The organism is Quadrisphaera sp. RL12-1S (assembly GCF_014270065.1).
Classification (GTDB): Bacteria; Actinomycetota; Actinomycetes; order Actinomycetales; family Quadrisphaeraceae; genus Quadrisphaera.
The window spans coordinates 301,954-317,338 of sequence record NZ_JACNME010000003.1; the positions used below are offsets into that span (position 1 = coordinate 301,954).

At 75.5% G+C, this 15,385-nt stretch carries 14 protein-coding genes; 7 read left to right on the plus strand and 7 right to left on the minus strand.

What is annotated here, in order from left to right; translation table 11 throughout:
• Positions 1 to 125: 125 nt before the first annotated feature.
• Positions 126 to 1,373: a DNA recombination protein RmuC gene (locus H7K62_RS07640; RefSeq protein WP_186717328.1), complete on the plus strand. Its 1,248-nt coding sequence runs from the start codon at positions 126 to 128 to the stop codon at positions 1,371 to 1,373.
• Between the two features lie 22 nt (positions 1,374 to 1,395).
• Positions 1,396 to 3,210, plus strand: a complete 1,815-nt coding sequence (locus H7K62_RS07645) for a glycoside hydrolase family 15 protein (RefSeq protein WP_186717329.1) — start codon at positions 1,396 to 1,398, stop codon at positions 3,208 to 3,210.
• A 148-nt stretch (positions 3,211 to 3,358) separates the two neighbouring features.
• Here the strand turns inward: H7K62_RS07645 and H7K62_RS07650 are convergent, their stop codons facing one another.
• From H7K62_RS07650 to H7K62_RS07660, 3 genes are all read right to left on the minus strand, one after another.
• Positions 3,359 to 4,303 carry a hypothetical protein gene (locus H7K62_RS07650; RefSeq protein WP_186717330.1) on the minus strand — a complete coding sequence of 315 codons (945 nt, stop codon included), beginning with the start codon at positions 4,301 to 4,303 and terminating at the stop codon, positions 3,359 to 3,361.
• Between the two features lie 183 nt (positions 4,304 to 4,486).
• Positions 4,487 to 4,819: a hypothetical protein gene (locus H7K62_RS07655; RefSeq protein ID WP_186717331.1), complete on the minus strand. Its 333-nt coding sequence runs from the start codon at positions 4,817 to 4,819 to the stop codon at positions 4,487 to 4,489.
• Between the two features lie 5 nt (positions 4,820 to 4,824).
• Complete coding sequence (locus tag H7K62_RS07660) at positions 4,825 to 5,895, minus strand: 4-hydroxy-3-methylbut-2-enyl diphosphate reductase (protein WP_370591663.1); 1,071 nt, start codon at positions 5,893 to 5,895, stop codon at positions 4,825 to 4,827.
• Between the two features lie 4 nt (positions 5,896 to 5,899).
• On the opposite strand from H7K62_RS07660, the gene xseA reads away from it, so the two are divergent.
• Together xseA and H7K62_RS07670 are read left to right on the plus strand one after the other, a co-directional pair.
• A complete protein-coding gene (xseA, locus tag H7K62_RS07665; protein WP_370591673.1) occupies positions 5,900 to 7,243 on the plus strand; it encodes an exodeoxyribonuclease VII large subunit in 1,344 nt (447 codons plus the stop codon).
• Positions 7,236 to 7,454 (plus strand): exodeoxyribonuclease VII small subunit, encoded by a 219-nt coding sequence (locus H7K62_RS07670; RefSeq protein ID WP_147926251.1) that lies wholly within the window; start codon positions 7,236 to 7,238, stop codon positions 7,452 to 7,454. Before xseA ends, H7K62_RS07670 begins: the two co-directional genes overlap by 8 nt.
• Before the next feature lie 18 nt (positions 7,455 to 7,472).
• On the opposite strand, the gene H7K62_RS07675 is transcribed toward H7K62_RS07670, so the two are convergent.
• Entirely contained in the window at positions 7,473 to 8,138 is a 666-nt protein-coding gene (locus H7K62_RS07675; protein WP_186717334.1) for a DUF4245 family protein, read from the minus strand.
• Positions 8,139 to 8,239: 101 nt separating this feature from the next.
• Here H7K62_RS07675 and H7K62_RS07680 point away from each other — a divergent pair, with 101 nt between their 5' ends.
• The 3 genes from H7K62_RS07680 (at position 8,240) to H7K62_RS07690 (ending at position 11,451) form a co-directional block, all read left to right on the plus strand.
• On the plus strand, positions 8,240 to 9,169 hold the full coding sequence (locus H7K62_RS07680; protein ID WP_222437230.1) for a carbohydrate kinase family protein: 930 nt from the start codon (positions 8,240 to 8,242) through the stop codon (positions 9,167 to 9,169).
• Between the two features lie 90 nt (positions 9,170 to 9,259).
• The gene (locus H7K62_RS07685) at positions 9,260 to 9,940 is read left to right on the plus strand and encodes a carbonic anhydrase (RefSeq protein WP_370591674.1); all 681 of its coding nucleotides are present in this window, start codon (positions 9,260 to 9,262) and stop codon (positions 9,938 to 9,940) included.
• A gap of 86 nt (positions 9,941 to 10,026) precedes the next feature.
• Complete coding sequence (locus H7K62_RS07690) at positions 10,027 to 11,451, plus strand: class II fumarate hydratase (RefSeq protein ID WP_186717335.1); 1,425 nt, start codon at positions 10,027 to 10,029, stop codon at positions 11,449 to 11,451.
• Between the two features lie 45 nt (positions 11,452 to 11,496).
• On the opposite strand, the gene H7K62_RS23655 is transcribed toward H7K62_RS07690, so the two are convergent.
• The 3 genes from H7K62_RS23655 to H7K62_RS07705 form a co-directional block, all read right to left on the minus strand.
• Positions 11,497 to 12,543 carry a glycoside hydrolase family 16 protein gene (locus H7K62_RS23655; RefSeq protein WP_186717336.1) on the minus strand — a complete coding sequence of 349 codons (1,047 nt, stop codon included), beginning with the start codon at positions 12,541 to 12,543 and terminating at the stop codon, positions 11,497 to 11,499.
• Positions 12,544 to 12,636: 93 nt separating this feature from the next.
• The gene (locus H7K62_RS07700) at positions 12,637 to 13,509 is read right to left on the minus strand and encodes a glycosyltransferase family 2 protein (protein WP_186717337.1); all 873 of its coding nucleotides are present in this window, start codon (positions 13,507 to 13,509) and stop codon (positions 12,637 to 12,639) included.
• A gap of 381 nt (positions 13,510 to 13,890) precedes the next feature.
• Positions 13,891 to 15,378, minus strand: coding sequence for a lipopolysaccharide biosynthesis protein (locus tag H7K62_RS07705; protein WP_186717338.1), 1,488 nt, complete (start codon positions 15,376 to 15,378; stop codon positions 13,891 to 13,893).
• Positions 15,379 to 15,385 lie beyond the last annotated feature (7 nt).

Below are 15,385 nucleotides of genomic sequence, written 5' to 3' on the forward strand. Positions count from 1 at the left end.
ACGCGAGCGCGGGCCCCGGTCCTGACCGCCCGCCCCGACCGGTCAGCGCCGCGGCGGGCTCCGCGACGCGCCGGGCCGGGCCGATCACCCACCGGCTGTCGGTGGTGCGTGGCACCTTCGGGGCCGTGGACGCGCTCTCGCTCGTGGTGGTGCTGCTCGCCCTGGTGGCCGGCGCGGCGATCGGTGCTGCCGGCGCCTGGCAGGTGGTCACCTCGCGGGAGCGGCTGGCGTCGGCGCAGGTCGCCGCCGAGCGCGACCTCCTGGCCGCCCGGGTGGCGGTGCTGGAGGAGCAGAGGACCGCTGAGCTCGAGGAGGAGCGCGAGCTCGCGGCGGTGCTCGCGCCGGTGAGCAGCTCGGTGGCGCGCATCGAGCGGCAGGTGCAGCAGCTCGAGCGCGAGCGCGCCGAGCAGTACGGGCGCCTCGGCGCGCAGCTGCAGCAGGTCGCCGCCTCGGGCGAGGCGCTGCGCCACCAGACGGAGTCGCTGGCGGGCGCGCTGCGCTCGCCCAACGTGCGCGGCGCCTGGGGCGAGGTGCAGCTGCGACGGGTCGTCGAGCACGCGGGGATGCTCGAGCGGGTCGACTTCGACGTGCAGGCCGTCGGCGTCAACGGCGACGGCGAGGCGGTCAGGCCCGACGCCGTCGTCCACCTGCCCGGTGGCAAGCACGTGGTGGTGGACGCCAAGGCCCCGCTGGCCGCCTTCCTCAACGCGCGCGACGGCCTCGCGCCCGGAGCCGTGCTCGGCGAGCGGCGCGCCGCGGCGGCCGCCACCGAGCACGCTCGCGCCCTGCGCGGCCACGTCGAGGCCCTCGCCGGCAAGCAGTACTGGACGGCGTTCCAGCCGGCCCCAGAGATCGTCATCTGCTTCGTCCCCGGCGAGGCGTTCCTCGCCTCCGCCTGCGAGGCCGACCCGGCGCTCCTGGAGCACGCCATGGCCCGCAAGGTGGTGCTCGCCACGCCCACCACGCTGCTGGCGCTGCTGCGCACGGTGGCCATCACCTGGCAGCAGGCCGCCCTGTCCGACGGCGCGCGCGAGCTGTTCACCATCGGCCGTGAGCTGCACGGGCGCCTCGCCACGCTCGGGGAGCACACGGGCAAGCTCGGCCGCACGCTGGCGCGCGCCGTGGACGACTACAACAAGGTGGTGGGCACCCTCGAGACGCGCGTGCTCGTCTCCGCGCGGCGGATGGGCGCCCTGGACCTCACCGACGTCACCGTCCCCGACGTCCCCGTGGTCGAGACGCTGCCGCGCCCGCTGACCGCGCCCGAGCTCGTGGTGCCGCTGCCGCACGGGCGCTCCGCGGACCACCACGAGGACGACGACCGGGTGGCGGACCTCACCGGGTGGTCGCTGCACGCCCAGCGGAACCCGTGATCGGTCACTAGGGTCGGGGGACGTGCCTGAGCGCGAGCGCTACCTGCCGATCGAGGAGCACGGGATCATCGGCGACCTGCGCACCACAGCGCTCGTCGGCACCGACGGCACCGTCGACTGGTACTGCCCGGCGCGCTTCGACGCGCCCTCGCTGTTCGCGTCCCTGCTCGACGCCGAGCGCGGCGGCTCGTTCCGCCTCAGCGCGCGCACCGCGTCGCGCCCCAAGCAGCTGTACCTGCCCGACACGAACATCCTGCTGACCCGGTTCCTCGGCAAGGACGCCGTCGGCGAGGTCATCGACTTCATGGTCCCGGAGACCTCCAGCGTCGCCGCCCCGCGCGACCTGCTGGTCCGCCGGGCCAGGGCCGTGCGCGGCCGCGCGGTGTTCAGCCTGGACTGCTCCCCCGCCTTCGACTACGGCCGCGCTCGGCACGAGGTGCAGCTGGTCGAGGGCGTCGGCGCGGTCTTCGCCTCCCCAGCCGGGCGCTTCGTGCTGCGCGTGCACCCCCCGGTGCAGCTGCGCGTCACCGACGGCGGTCAGGGCGGCCCCGGTGTCGTCGCCGAGTTCGCCCTCGAGGACGGCGAGCAGGTCGACGTCGTCCTGGAGTGGCGGGGCGAGGTGCGCCCGCTCACCGACGGCGAGGTGGACGAGCTCTTCGACACCACCAGCGACTACTGGCAGCGCTGGTCGGCGACGTCGCGCTACCGGGGGCGGTGGCGCGAGGTGGTCCAGCGCTCCGCGCTGACGCTCAAGCTGCTCGTCTACCACCCCACCGGTGCGCTGGTCGCGGCGCCGACCACGTCCCTGCCGGAGGCGCTCGGCGGTTCGCGCAACTGGGACTACCGCTACGCGTGGCTGCGCGACGCCGCCTTCACCACCTACGGGCTCATGCGCCTGGGGTACCTGGACGAAGCGGCGGCCTTCATGGACTGGGTTCAGCGGCGCTGCGAGGCCGCTGACGCCGAGCGCGACGTCATGATCATGTACGCGGTGGACGGCAGCGAGCACATCCCCGAGCAGGTGCTCGACCACCTCGAGGGCTACCGCGGCTCACGCCCCGTGCGCATCGGCAACAACGCCGTCGGACAGCGCCAGCTCGACGTCTACGGCGAGCTCATGGACTCGGTGTACCTCTTCAACCGCGAGGTGCCCATCTCGTGGGACCTGTGGTCCACGCTGTCACGCCGGCTCGACTGGCTGGCCGACAACTGGGACACCCCTGACGAGGGCGTCTGGGAGGTCCGCGGCCCCCGGCAGCGGTTCACCTACTCCGCGCTGATGACGTGGGTCGCCTACGACCGCGCCGTCCGCCTGGCCCGCTCCCGCGGCCTGCCGGCGCCCACCGAGCGGTGGCGCCGCCTGGGCGCCAAGGCCTACCGGTTCGTGCAGGAGGAGTGCTGGGACCCGGAGCTCGGCGCCTACACGATGTACCCCGGCAGCCGCACTCTCGACGCGTCGCTGCTGGTCATGCCGCTGGTGAAGTTCTCCGGCCCCACCGACCCGCGCTTCCTGTCCACGTTGGACAGGATCAGCGACACGCTCGTGGCGGACAGCCTGGTCTCCCGCTACGCCATCGACGGCCACGACGGTCTCGACGACGACGAGGGCACCTTCAACCTCTGCTCGTTCTGGTACGTCGAGGCGCTCACCCGGGCCGGACGCCTGCGCGAGGCGCGCCTGACCTTCGAGAAGATGCTCACCTACGCCAACCACCTGGGGCTGTACGCCGAGGAGATCGGCCCGGCGGGCGAGGCGCTGGGCAACTTCCCGCAGGCGTTCACGCACCTGGCGCTCATCAGCGCCGCCGTGAACCTCGACCGCGCCCTCGGCGGCTGACCCCCAGCGCTCCTGCCCCGCCCCCTCCCCGCGACGATCACGCACCAACACGCCACCACCCCGCGACGATCACGCACCTGCGCGTCACTTCCCCGCGACGATCACGCACTTGCGCGTCACTTCCCCGCGACGATCACGCACCTGCGCGTCACCACGTGCGCCGCTTGATCCGCGGCTCCATGCTCAGCAGCTCTCCCACCGCGCGTTCGACCTTCATGTCCCAGCCGAGGACGTCGCCCTTGCGCACCGGCCACACCGTCCAGCCGTGGTCGCGCCGGAGCCTGTCGCGGCGGTCGACGTCGTGGGCGCGGTCGTCGTCCTCGGTGTGGTCCTCCTCACCGTCGAACTCGATCGCGCGGCGCAGCTCTCGCCACCCCATGTCGAGGCGGAACGCCCCCGGCCGCTCCTCCGGCACCCAGATCTGCGGCTCAGGACGCGGGAAGCCGGCGTCGACGATGCGCAGCCGCGTCCACGACTCCCCGTAGGACTCCGTCTTCGGCTCGCACAGGTCGAGGGTGCGCTTGCCGCGTCCCATCCAGCGCTGGCGCTCGGGCCACTCCTCGTAGCGCAGCCGCAGCGAGAGCGGGTCGACAAGGCCGGCGTGCGCCATCGCGTCCACCACCGCGAGCCCCATGTGCGGTGCGAGGAACCTCGCGACGTCCAGAGCGGTCCGGTCGACGCTGGTCACCGGCACGCCGGCGACGACGGTGGCGTCACCGTCCGGGATGCGGTCGAGGTGGGTGACGAGACCTCGACGGCGCGGCACCAGGAGGCCGCTCGACCTGTCCACGACGCACTCCAGCCGCAGGGGCGACCCCCGCTCGTGGGGCGCCCGCGGGTCGAAGCCGTGGAGCCAGGCGGCCGTGCCCCTCGTGACGAGCGCCCCCTCGGGCAGCGCCAGCGCCAGCACGCGGGTGCGCACCTCGTCGTCGTCGACGGTGCGGGAGTCCGCGTACACCCCGCTGATCGGTTCGTGGAGCAGACCGGCGGCGAGGTACCTGTCGACGGTGCGCTGGCTGGTGCCGACCGCTGACAAGTCGCGGCGGGCGAAGGGCGGCACGGGCTCGGGAGGCAGCATCCGTCGGCGGGGCATGCCCGCACACTGGCCGGTCAGCGGAGGTGCTCGCTCCGGCTGTCCACAGGCAGGGCCGAGGTCTGTGGACGGTGGTGGCGCGCAGGCGCGTGATCGTCGCGGGGAAGTGGCGCGCAGGCGCGTGATCGTCGCGGGGAAGTGGCGCGCAGGCGCGTGATCGTCGCGGGGAGGGAGAGGGCGCGGTCAGCGGGCGCCGTAGGCGCGCACGGCGGCGCGCACGGCGGTCAGGGCCGCCTCGTCGACGCGGTCGGCCGGCTCGTCCGAGGACCCCAGGCGGGAGCCGACCACGTCCTCGGGGACGTCGGCGGGGGCGCACCCCCGCAGCGCCGCCTCCTCGCGCAGCACCGCCCAGACGCGGACCACCGCCTCCCGGGCGCGCTCGTGGGAGGCGTCCGGCACGGCCTCGCGGACCACCGGGACCAGCCAGTCGGCGTCGAAGGTGCCGGCCGGGGGCCCGAAGACCCGCTCGCCCGAGACCCAGTCCCCTCCCAGCGGGCCTGCGCCGCCAGCAGCCACGGCGGTCAGCTGGTGGAGCAGGACGACGACGCCGCGCCACCGCGGCCCGAGCCGCCCGTGGGCGTCAGGCCGAGGTTGGTGCGCAGCTCGCGCGGCAGCGAGAAGACGAGGTCCTCCGTGGCGGTGCGGACCTCCTCCGGCTCCCCGTAGCCGCGCTCGGCGAGGGAGGCCAGCACGTCGTCGACGAGGATCTCCGGCACCGAGGCGCCCGAGGTCACGCCCACCACGTCCACGCCGTCGAACCAGGCGTCCTGCAGCTCGGCGGCGGAGTCGACGCGGTAGGACGACGTCGCCCCGTTCTGGAGGGCCACCTCGACGAGGCGCACGGAGTTGGAGGAGTTGGCGGAGCCGACCACGATGACCAGCTCGGCGCGGGCGGCCACCTTCTTCACCGCCACCTGGCGGTTCTGGGTGGCGTAGCAGATGTCGTCCGAGGGCGGGTCGGCCAGCTGCGGGAACTTCTCGCGCAAGCGGCGGACCGTGTCCATGGTCTCGTCCACGCTGAGCGTGGTCTGCGACAGCCAGACCACCTTGGAGGGGTCGGGGACCTCGACGGCGTCCACGGCGTCCGGTCCGTCGACGAGCGTGACGTGGTCCGGGGCCTCGCCCGCGGTGCCCTCGACCTCCTCGTGCCCCTCGTGGCCGACCAGGAGGATGGAGTACCCGTCGCGCGCGAAGCGCACGGCCTCGCGGTGCACCTTGGTGACCAGCGGGCAGGTGGCGTCCAGCGTCTCCAGCGAGCGGGCCGCGGCGGCCTCGCGCACCGCCGGGGAGACGCCGTGCGCGGAGAACACCAGGCGGGAGCCCTCGGGCACCTGGTCGGTCTCGTCCACGAAGACGGCGCCGCGGCGGCTGAGCACCTCGACGACGTGCTTGTTGTGGACGATCTCCTTGCGGACGTAGACGGGGGCGCCGTAGTGCTCCAGGGCCTTCTCCACCGTCTCGACGGCCCTGTCGACGCCGGCGCAGTAGCCGCGGGGCGCGGCGAGCAGCACCTGCTTGCGGCGGGTGGCTGCGCCGTCCACAGGGGCGGCGTTCGTCTCCAGCGCTGTCACACCCCCATCGTAAGGTCGCACCGTGGTGGAAGCCGGAGCGCAGACGGCCGAGCGGGGGGCTCGCGAGCCGTCGTCGCCCCCGTCGTCGGCCTCCCCGCAGGCCCTCCCGCCGACCGCCGGGCAGACCAGCGCCGAGCACCCGTGGCCGGTGCGCCTGCTGACCATGAAGATCAGCGACTACGTGGCGAAGATGCCGCAGGTCTGGGTGGAGGGCCAGGTGGTCCAGGCCACCCGGCGCCCGGGGACGACGACGGCGTACCTCACCCTGCGCGACACCGACGTGGACATGTCCCTGCCGGTGAGCGCGCACGTGCGGCTGCTCGACGCGCTGCCCGGGGGCCTCGCCGAGGGCGCCCGCGTGGTGGTGCGGGCCAGCCCCGAGTTCTGGACCAAGCGCGGCGTGCTGCAGCTGCAGGCCACCGACATCCGCCCGGTCGGCGTGGGCGAGCTCCTGGCCCGCATCGAGCACCTCAAGCGCGTGCTGGCCTCCGAGGGCCTCCTCGACGAGCACCGCAAGAAGCCGCTGCCGTTCCTGCCGCGCTGCGTGGGCCTGGTGTGCGGGCGCGCCAGCGCCGCCGAGCGCGACGTGGTGCGCACCGCCAGCGACCGCTGGCCCGGCGTGCGCTTCGAGGTCCGCCAGGTCGCGGTGCAGGGCACCGGCGCGGTCTCCGAGGTGAGCGCCGCGGTCGCGGAGCTGGACGACCACCCCGACGTCGACGTCATCGTCGTCGCCCGCGGCGGCGGGTCGCTGGAGGACCTGCTGCCCTTCAGCAACGAGGCCCTGTGCCGCGCGGTGGCCGCCTGCGCCACGCCCGTGGTGAGCGCCATCGGCCACGAGGTCGACAACGTCCTGCTCGACCTCGTGGCCGACGTGCGCGCCTCCACCCCCACCGACGCCGGCCGGCGCGTGGTCCCGGCGGTCGCCGAGGAGCTCTCGGGGCTCGAGGCGGCCCGCTCCCGGCTGCGCCGCACTGTGCTGCGCCTGGTCGACTCCGAGCAGGCCCACCTCGCCCAGCTGCGCTCCCGCCCGGTGCTCGCGGACCCCCGGGCGCTGCTCGCCGAGCCCACCCGCACGGTGGCCGAGGCGCGCGAGCGCGGCCGGCGGGCGCTGGAGGGGCGGCTGCGCGAGCAGGCCGGCGTGCTGGCAGGACTGGCGGCGAGCGTGCGGGCGCTGAGCCCCGCGGCGGTGCTGGAGCGCGGGTACGCGGTGCTGCAGACCGACGAGGGGCAGGTGGTCCGCTCCCCCGAGGACGCCCCCACCGGCGAGTGGCTGCGGGCGCGGCTGGCGCGCGGGTCGATCGTCGTGGAGGTGGTCGACTCAGAGGACGAGGACGACGACGAGGGCTTCGGAGAGGACGAGGATGGCTGACGCACCGGCACTGCCCGAGGAGGTCGCGCAGCTCGGCTACGAGCAGGCGCGGGACCAGCTGGTGGAGGTGGTCCGCCGCCTGGAGACCGGCGGCGCGAGCCTGGAGGAGTCGCTGCGCCTGTGGGAGCGCGGCGAGGCCCTCGCCACCCGCTGCCAGCAGTGGCTGGATGGCGCCCGCGAGCGCCTGGAGGCCGCCCGCGCCCAGGGCTGAGGCCCGGGGCGCCGGCCCTCAGCCCTGGGTGGGAGCGCTGCTGGCGCTGGCGGTGGGGCTGCCGGCCAGGCTGCTGGTGGGGCTGCTCGACGTGCCAGCGGGGGTGACCGCGTCGACGGCGGCCTGGGCGAGGGTCGCCAGCGCGGCGGCGTCGCCGCGGCTGGTGACGGCGACGGTGGGTCCGTTCCCGCTGCCGGCGGACCGGCTCACCAGCGTGGTGGCGCTCGGGTCGGTGGTGGTCCACACGTCCCAGGTGCGTCCGGCCAGCTCGCGGGTGCCGCCGGAGGCGGCGTCCTTCCCGGCCACGCCCCGCACCCACTCCGGGGTGGCCGCGGCGGTGGTGCTGATGCCGCCGTAGGCGCCGGCGGGGTCGAGGTAGCCGACGTGGAAGGTGGGCAGGCCCTCGCCGGCGTCCGGGCCGAAGCGGGCGTTGGAGGGCTTCCAGCCCTGCGGCAGCGAGGGGGCCGCCGTGAGCAGCCCGGCGGCGCTGGCCTGCGCCGCGGTGGCGGTGACGTCGGCGGGCGGCCGCTGGTCCCCCTGGGGCCGGGCGGTGAGGAAGACGACCACCAGCACCAGCGCCAGGACGAACAGCACCGTGCGCAGCATGTCGCCGGGGGTCTCGAAGCCGCGGGGCCGCTTGCCCGTCGACGGCGCGGGGCTCGGTGCCGCCACGTGCTCGCTCACGCTCCCATGGTCGCACTCGGCGCGGAGGGGCCTCGGTGCTCAGCCGCTACAGTCCGCTCCCAGCGCTCGCAGGTGCGGGTGCCGGACAGGAGGGTCACCCCGTGAGCTCGGTGCTCGTGATCGGCGAGGCGCTGGTCGACGTCGTCCACTCCTCGGACGGCGGGGTCCAGGAGTACCCGGGCGGCAGCCCGCTCAACGTCGCCATCGGCCTGTCGCGGCTGGGCCGGTCCACGCAGCTGCTGGCGCACCTCGGCGACGACGCGCGCGGTGAGGCGGTGCTGGCGCACCTGCGGGCCTCCGGCGTGGAGGTGGTCGAGGGCACCGTGCGCCCCGGCAGCACCTCCACCGCGCAGGCGACGCTGGCCGCCGACGGCTCGGCCTCCTACGTGTTCGACCTCACGTGGGAGCTTCCCGAGGGCCCCGCGCTCGACGCCGCGCTGCCGCAGGACCCCGCGGCCGTGCACACGGGCTCCATCGGCTCCTGGTACGAGCCCGGCGCGGGGGCGGTGAGCCGGCTGCTGCAGCGCTACCGCGCCACGGCCACCACCTCGTTCGACCCGAACGTGCGCCCGTCGCTCATGGCCGACCCGGCGCTGGTGCGGGAGCGCATCGACGCGCTGGTGGGGCACTGCGACGTGGTGAAGCTGTCCGACGAGGACGCCGAGTGGCTCCAGCCCGGTGGTGACCACGAGGCGCTGCTGGCGTCCTGGCTGGAGCGCGGCGCGTCCCTGGCCGTCATGACGCGCGGCGCGCAGGGCCTCGTGGCCGTGGCCCGCAGCGGCCGCGCCGAGGTGCGCGCGCAGCGGGTGCAGGTGGCGGACACCGTCGGTGCCGGCGACTCGGTGATGGCGGCGCTCATCGACGGCCTGGCCGAGCACGACCTGCTGGGCGCCGACCGGCGCGACGCGCTGCGCGCGATCTCCACCGACGACGTGCAGACGCTGCTCGCGCACGCCGCGCGCGTCGGGGCGATCACCGTCTCGCGCCCGGGCGCCGACCCGCCGTGGCGCCGCGAGCTGCTCGGCGTCTGAGGACGACGGCGGCGCAGGGCCGCACCAGGGGCGTCCGTCGGTCACGACGGGCGCCCCTGGTCGCACCTGGTGCATCATGCGGCCGTGCCCGTGCTGCCCCCCTCCGTGCGCCCCGACAGCCCGCCGCCCTCCGCGGGGCGGCCCTCCACCCCCGCGCAGGCGTGGACCGCCCTCGCCGAGGGCAACGAGCGGTTCGCGGTGGAGCGCAGCTCCGGCGCCGGCAGCGCCTCGCGCCGCGCCGAGCTGGTCACCGAGCAGCGGCCGTTCGCGCTGGTGGTGGGCTGCTCCGACTCGCGGGTCCCCGCGGAGTTCGTCTTCGACGCCGACCTGGGCGACCTGTTCGTGGTCCGCACGGCCGGGCACGTGGTGGACGCGGCCGTGCTGGGCTCGGTGGAGTACGGCGTGGAGGTGCTGGGCGTGCCGCTCGTCGTCGTCCTCGGCCACGAGCGGTGCGGCGCGGTGGCGGCGGCCCTCGACGCGCTGGACGGCGGGTCGGTGCCCGGCGGGTACGTGCGCGACATCGTGGAGCGCGTGGCCCCGAGCATCCTCGTGGCGCGCCAGGGCCGCGCTCGCGACGACGACCCGGCCGCCGAGGCCGCCATCGTCGGCGCCTCGCACGTGCGCGCCACCGCGAGCCTGCTGTCGGAGCGCTCCGCGGTGCTGTCGCGGGCGGTGGCCGAGGGCCGCGCCGCCGTGGTCGGGGCGGCCTACGAGCTGGCCACCGGCCGGGTGAGCCTGCTCGAGGGCGCTGACGCCGTCTCCGCCTCCTGACCAGCGCGCCCCGCGGGGGCGCAGCGCGCGCAGCCGCGCCGGGAGCCGCTGACGGCACCCGGCGCGGCTCTGCGACGATCGGTGCCATGGCTGACGAGAAGGTCACGCAGGACGGCGCGGAGTACCGCATCGAGCACGACACCATGGGCGAGGTCCGCGTCCCCGCGGCCGCCCTGTGGCGCGCGCAGACGCAGCGCGCGGTCGAGAACTTCCCCATCAGCGGCACCCCGCTGGAGCGCAGCCACATCGAGGCGCTCGCGCGGGTGAAGAAGGCCGCGGCCCTGGCCAACGCGGAGCTGGGCGTGCTCCCGCAGCCGGTGGCCGACGCCATCGCCGCCGCCGCGCAGGAGGTCGCCACCGGCGCCCACGACGACCAGTTCCCGGTGGACGTGTTCCAGACCGGGTCGGGCACCAGCTCCAACATGAACGCCAACGAGGTCATCGCCACCCTCGCCAGCCGCGCCCTCGGCGAGCCGGTGCACCCCAACGACCACGTCAACGCCTCCCAGTCCAGCAACGACGTGTTCCCCACGTCGGTGCACGTGGCCGCCACCTCCGCCGTCGTCAACGACCTGGTGCCCGCCCTGGAGGTGCTGGCCGCCTCCCTGGAGGCGAAGGCCACCGAGTTCGCGTCCGTGGTGAAGTCGGGCCGCACGCACCTCATGGACGCCACCCCGGTGACGCTGGGGCAGGAGTTCGGCGGCTACGCCGCGGCGGTCCGCTACGGCGTGGAGCGCCTGCACGCGGTGCTGCCGCGCGTGGCGGAGGTGCCGCTGGGCGGCACCGCCGTCGGCACCGGCATCAACACCCCCGCCGGGTTCCCGCAGCGGGTCATCGAGCTGCTCGCGCAGGACACCGGCCTGCCGCTGACCGAGGCGCGCGACCACTTCGAGGCGCAGTCGGCGCGCGACGGCCTGGTGGAGCTGTCCGGGCAGCTGAAGACCATCGCGGTCTCCCTGACGAAGGTCAACAACGACCTGCGCTGGATGGGCTCCGGCCCCAACACCGGCCTGGGCGAGCTGCGCATCCCCGACCTGCAGCCCGGCTCTTCGATCATGCCGGGCAAGGTCAACCCGGTCATCAACGAGGCCGTGCTCATGGTGTGCGCCCGCGTCATCGGCAACGACGCCACGGTCGCGTGGGCCGGCGCGTCCGGCGCCTTCGAGCTCAACGTGCAGATCCCGGTGATGGCCCTGGGCGTGCTCGAGAGCGCGCGCCTGCTCGCCAACGGCTCCCGCGTGCTGGCCACCAAGGTGGTCGACGGGCTCGAGGCCGACGTGGAGCAGGCCCGCCACTACGCCGAGGCCTCCCCCTCGATCGTCACCCCGCTCAACCGCGTCATCGGGTACGAGGCGGCGGCGAAGGTCGCCAAGCACGCCGTGGCCCAGGGCGTCACCGTGCGCCAGGCGGTGCTCGACCTCGGCTTCGTCGAGCGCGGCGAGGTCACCGAGGCCCAGCTCGACACCGCGCTCGACGTCATGTCGATGACGCGCCCGCCCTCGAAGGGCTGAGCCGGCCGCGGACGGCGGGCTGGGCCGGGCCCCGCCGGGTCCGGCTCAGCTGCCGTCCGGGTACCAGACGGACACCCAGTCCACCTGGACCACCGCGTCGCGGGTGGTGTCCCAGCCCGGGCGCACGTAACCCTGCAGCACGAGGTGCAGGGGGTCGGTCGGGACGTCGGTGGAGCGCAGGAGCCGCACGCCGTCGAGGGAGTACGTGACGTCGGTGGCGGTCCAGTCGACCGTGGCGACGTGCCACTGCCCCCACCCCGCGGTGGTCTCCGCGCTGGCGCAGGGCACCTCGGGGTGGCCCGGGCAGTGGTGGTAGGCGCGCACCCCGCCGTCGAGGGCCCCCTCGGCGAAGTCCACCTCCCCCTGGTTCCACGCGTTGGCGTCGGGCCACAGCAGGAAGACGGCGTTGTAGCCGCTGGAGGGCGCCTCGCTGCGGAAGCGCACCGAGTAGCGGCCGCCGACGTGGCCGCCCCACCGGCCGTCCACCAGCGGGACGATGCCGGAGACCAGCGGCACCCCGCCCTGCGTGCGCCAGCGCATCCGCAGCGCCCCGTCGGAGACCGAGAGCACGTCGTCGCTGTAGGCGCCGACCTTGAAGGTGTCGGGGAAGCCGTCGTAGGCGTGCCACCGCGCGCCGTAGGCGCTGGAGGAGAAGGAGCCCTCCGGCACGTCGGTGTCGAACCCGTCGGCGAAGACCTGGTGCCAGCCGGGCAGGTCGCCCACGGGGAGCGGTGCATCCGCGGCCTGCGCCGAGCCGGCGGTGCTCGTGCGCACCCCGGAGCCGCCCGTGCCCTGCACGGCCGCGGTCCACAGGGTGGCCGACGCTCCCGCCGTCCCGCCGGTCCCCTCGGTCGCCTCGGTCGCGTCGGTCCCGGCTGCCGCGGGGGCCGACGACGACGACTGCGCGGCCGACGGGGCCGCGCCGCCGGCGGGGCTGCCGACCGCCGGGCCACCGGCCAGGTGGACGAGCGCTCCGGCTGCGCCCAGGGCCACGGCGCCGGCGACGACCGCCGTCCAGCGCCGCGCACCGCTCGAGAGCGGTCGGGCGCGGCGCAGCCGCGGGGGGCCGCTCTCCTCCGGCGTCGGGGTCACACCAGTGCTTCGGCCCGCCGGCGGGGTCACCCGAGCCCGGGCTGGGCCCTTCGGGTGACCCCGCCGGCGGGCCGGGGGACGAGAGGGGGCGGGTCAGGCCGCGACGAGGTCGGTCGAGGCGAGGTCCACCTCGGCGGCGGCCGCGCCGAGGTCGACCGCGGCGCTGCGCGGGGCGGGGACCACAGCGGACACCGCGGCCTCGGCGGCGGCGACGTCGGCCTGGCGGGCGCGGGAGGCGCGGCGGCGCTCGTCGAAGATCGTGCCCAGCACGCGGAAGCCGTCGCGGAAGGTGTTGAGGTTGCTGACCCCGAAGCGGCGCTCGGCCTCGAAGCTGGGCACCTCGGTGATCTTCTTGCCCGCCACGGCCACGCGGACGTTGATCATCGTCTCGATCTCGAAGCCGTCGCCCCACTGCGCCGCCGTGGTGCCGTGGGCGGTGGGCAGCGCGAACGCGGCCACGCAGTCGCGCCGGAAGGCGTTGTAGCCGTAGCAGAGGTCGCTGTAGCGGGAGCGGAACAGCACGTTGGTCAGGGCGTTGAGGCCCCAGTTGCCGGCACGGCGCAGGGCGGTGATGTCGTCGCTGCCGCCACCGGCGGTGAAGCGGGAGCCCTTCGCGTAGTCGGCACCGGCGTCCAGCGCGGCCGTGAAGTCGAGGATCTCGGCCGGGTCCATCGACCCGTCGGCGTCGATCATGACGATGTAGTCACCGGTGGCGGCCTCGAACCCGGCGGCCAGGGCGTTGCCCTTGCCCTTGCGGGTCTGGCGCACCACCACGCAGTCGGGGCGGACGGCGAGGGCCGCCTCGACGGTGCCGTCCACGCTGTTCGCGTCCACCAGGACCACCTCGGTGACCTGCTCCGGCAGGCGCTCGAGCACCCAGCCGACGTTGCGGGCCTCGTTCTTCGTCGGGATGACCACGGAGACGGTGGCGGTGGTGGCGGTGGTGGCGGCGGTGGTGGTGCTCATCGGTGACCCCCAGGACGTGCAGTTCCCCTCGGGTTCGGTTTCGCCACTCGCTCCCCCGATCCGCACGCGGCGACCAGTCCGCGGATCGGGATCCTCGCGTCTCCCGGCGGCCTCGTCGGCCGCTGGGTGAACACTCTCAGTGACGAACCGGTGGTCACAATGCGTGATGGAGAAGGTCACCCGGTCAGAGCAGAGGGTCACCAGACGTCGACGCAGAGGAGCCATGCCGCCGCCATCGGGGGCTGGCGCCGGCCGTACCGGCGACACAGGTGACGCAGCGTCAGGTGGAGGGCACAGCCGAGGGTGACCACGTGGTCCGCGGTGATCTCGCGGCCCGTCAGCGGTCGGCCAGCGGTCGGCCAGCGGCCGCTCAGCGGCCGGTCAGCGGTCGGACGGGGCCAGCTGGCCGTCCGTGCCGCGCTGGGCGCGGCGCAGGGCCACCCACAGCCACGGCAGGCACGCGAGCGCGGCGGCGGTGCGGGCCACGACCCAGGCGGGGTCCTGCGGCAGGGCCGTGGTGGCCAGGGCGGCCGCCGTGCACGCGGCGACGAGCAGCCAGGTGGACAGCGGTGTGCGCGGCAGCGCGACGCGCCGCGGGAGCAGGACGCGCTGCACGAGGGCCTGCACGCTGAAGGCCACCACGGTGGCCGCGGCGGCCCCCGCCAGCCCCCAGCGGGACACCACGGCCAGGTTGACGGCGGTGTTGACCACCGCGGCCAGCACCGCGGCCACGGCCAGCGGCCGGCTGCGGCGCACGGTGATGAGGGCCCTGGTGGTGGCCAGGGAGACGATGACGGGCAGCCCGGACAGGACCACGAGCGCCACGACCAGCAGGAGCCCCTCGGGCTCGAAGCTGGACGGCGCGAGGACGCGCAGCGCCAGCGGTGCTCCCAGCACCACGCCCAGGACGACCGGTGCGAAGAACCGCAGCAGGTGGTCGCGGCTGGCCGCGATGAGGGCCCACCGGCGCCGCTCGTCGCGCACCCCGGCGATCCGGGCCGCCCAGGCCTGGTCCAGGAGCACCGCGAGGGTCACGGCGAGGTAGCCGACGGTGTACGCCACCTGGTAGCGGCCGACCTCGGCGGAGCCCAGGAGCCGCTGCACCACGAGGCGGTCGCCGGCGTTGAGGACGAAGCCGGACAGGCCGCTGAGCATGAGCGGCAGGCCCATGACCACGGCGGAGCGCACGAGCCGGTGGTCGGCGACGCCGCGCAGGTCCGGGCGCACGGCCACCAGCCCGACCACCAGGGCCACCGCCTGCCCCACCACCACGCCCCAGGCGTACGACTGCGCGCTGCGCTCCAGCAGCAGCACCGCCGCCAGCCCCGCGGCCTGGCTGCCGAGCGTGGAGGTGACGCTGGCCGCGGTGAACGCGCGGAGGCGGTCCTGGGCGTTGAGCAGCGCGAGCACGAGGGAGGTCGCCGCCGTCGGGGCGGTCCACAGGACGGTGGCCAGCACCAGCGAGGTCGCGCTGCCGAAGCCGAGGGCGGGCGCCCACAGGGGTGCGGTGAGCCCGCTGAGCACGGCGGTGGTGGCCGACAGCACCAAGCCCGCCCCCACGAGGCGCCGCGCGCCGCGGTCGTGGCCGTCCTCGGCGCGCTGGACCACCAGCGTCTGGTCGAGACCGGCGGTGGACAGCACCGCCAGGACCTGGTGGACGGCCAGGGCGCTGGCCATCAGTCCCAGCCCGGCGGGGCCCAGCAGGTGCGCCAGCAGGGGCGAGACGACGGCGGCGCTCACCAGCGGCAGCGCGGCCACCAGGGCGTAGACGGCGCCCCTGCCGAACAGGTCGGGGCGCTGCGAGGGAGCCGCCGGTGCGGCGCCGGTGCCGGGGGCGGGCGGGCTGGCCGGCTCGACGACGGCGCTCACCGGGCGG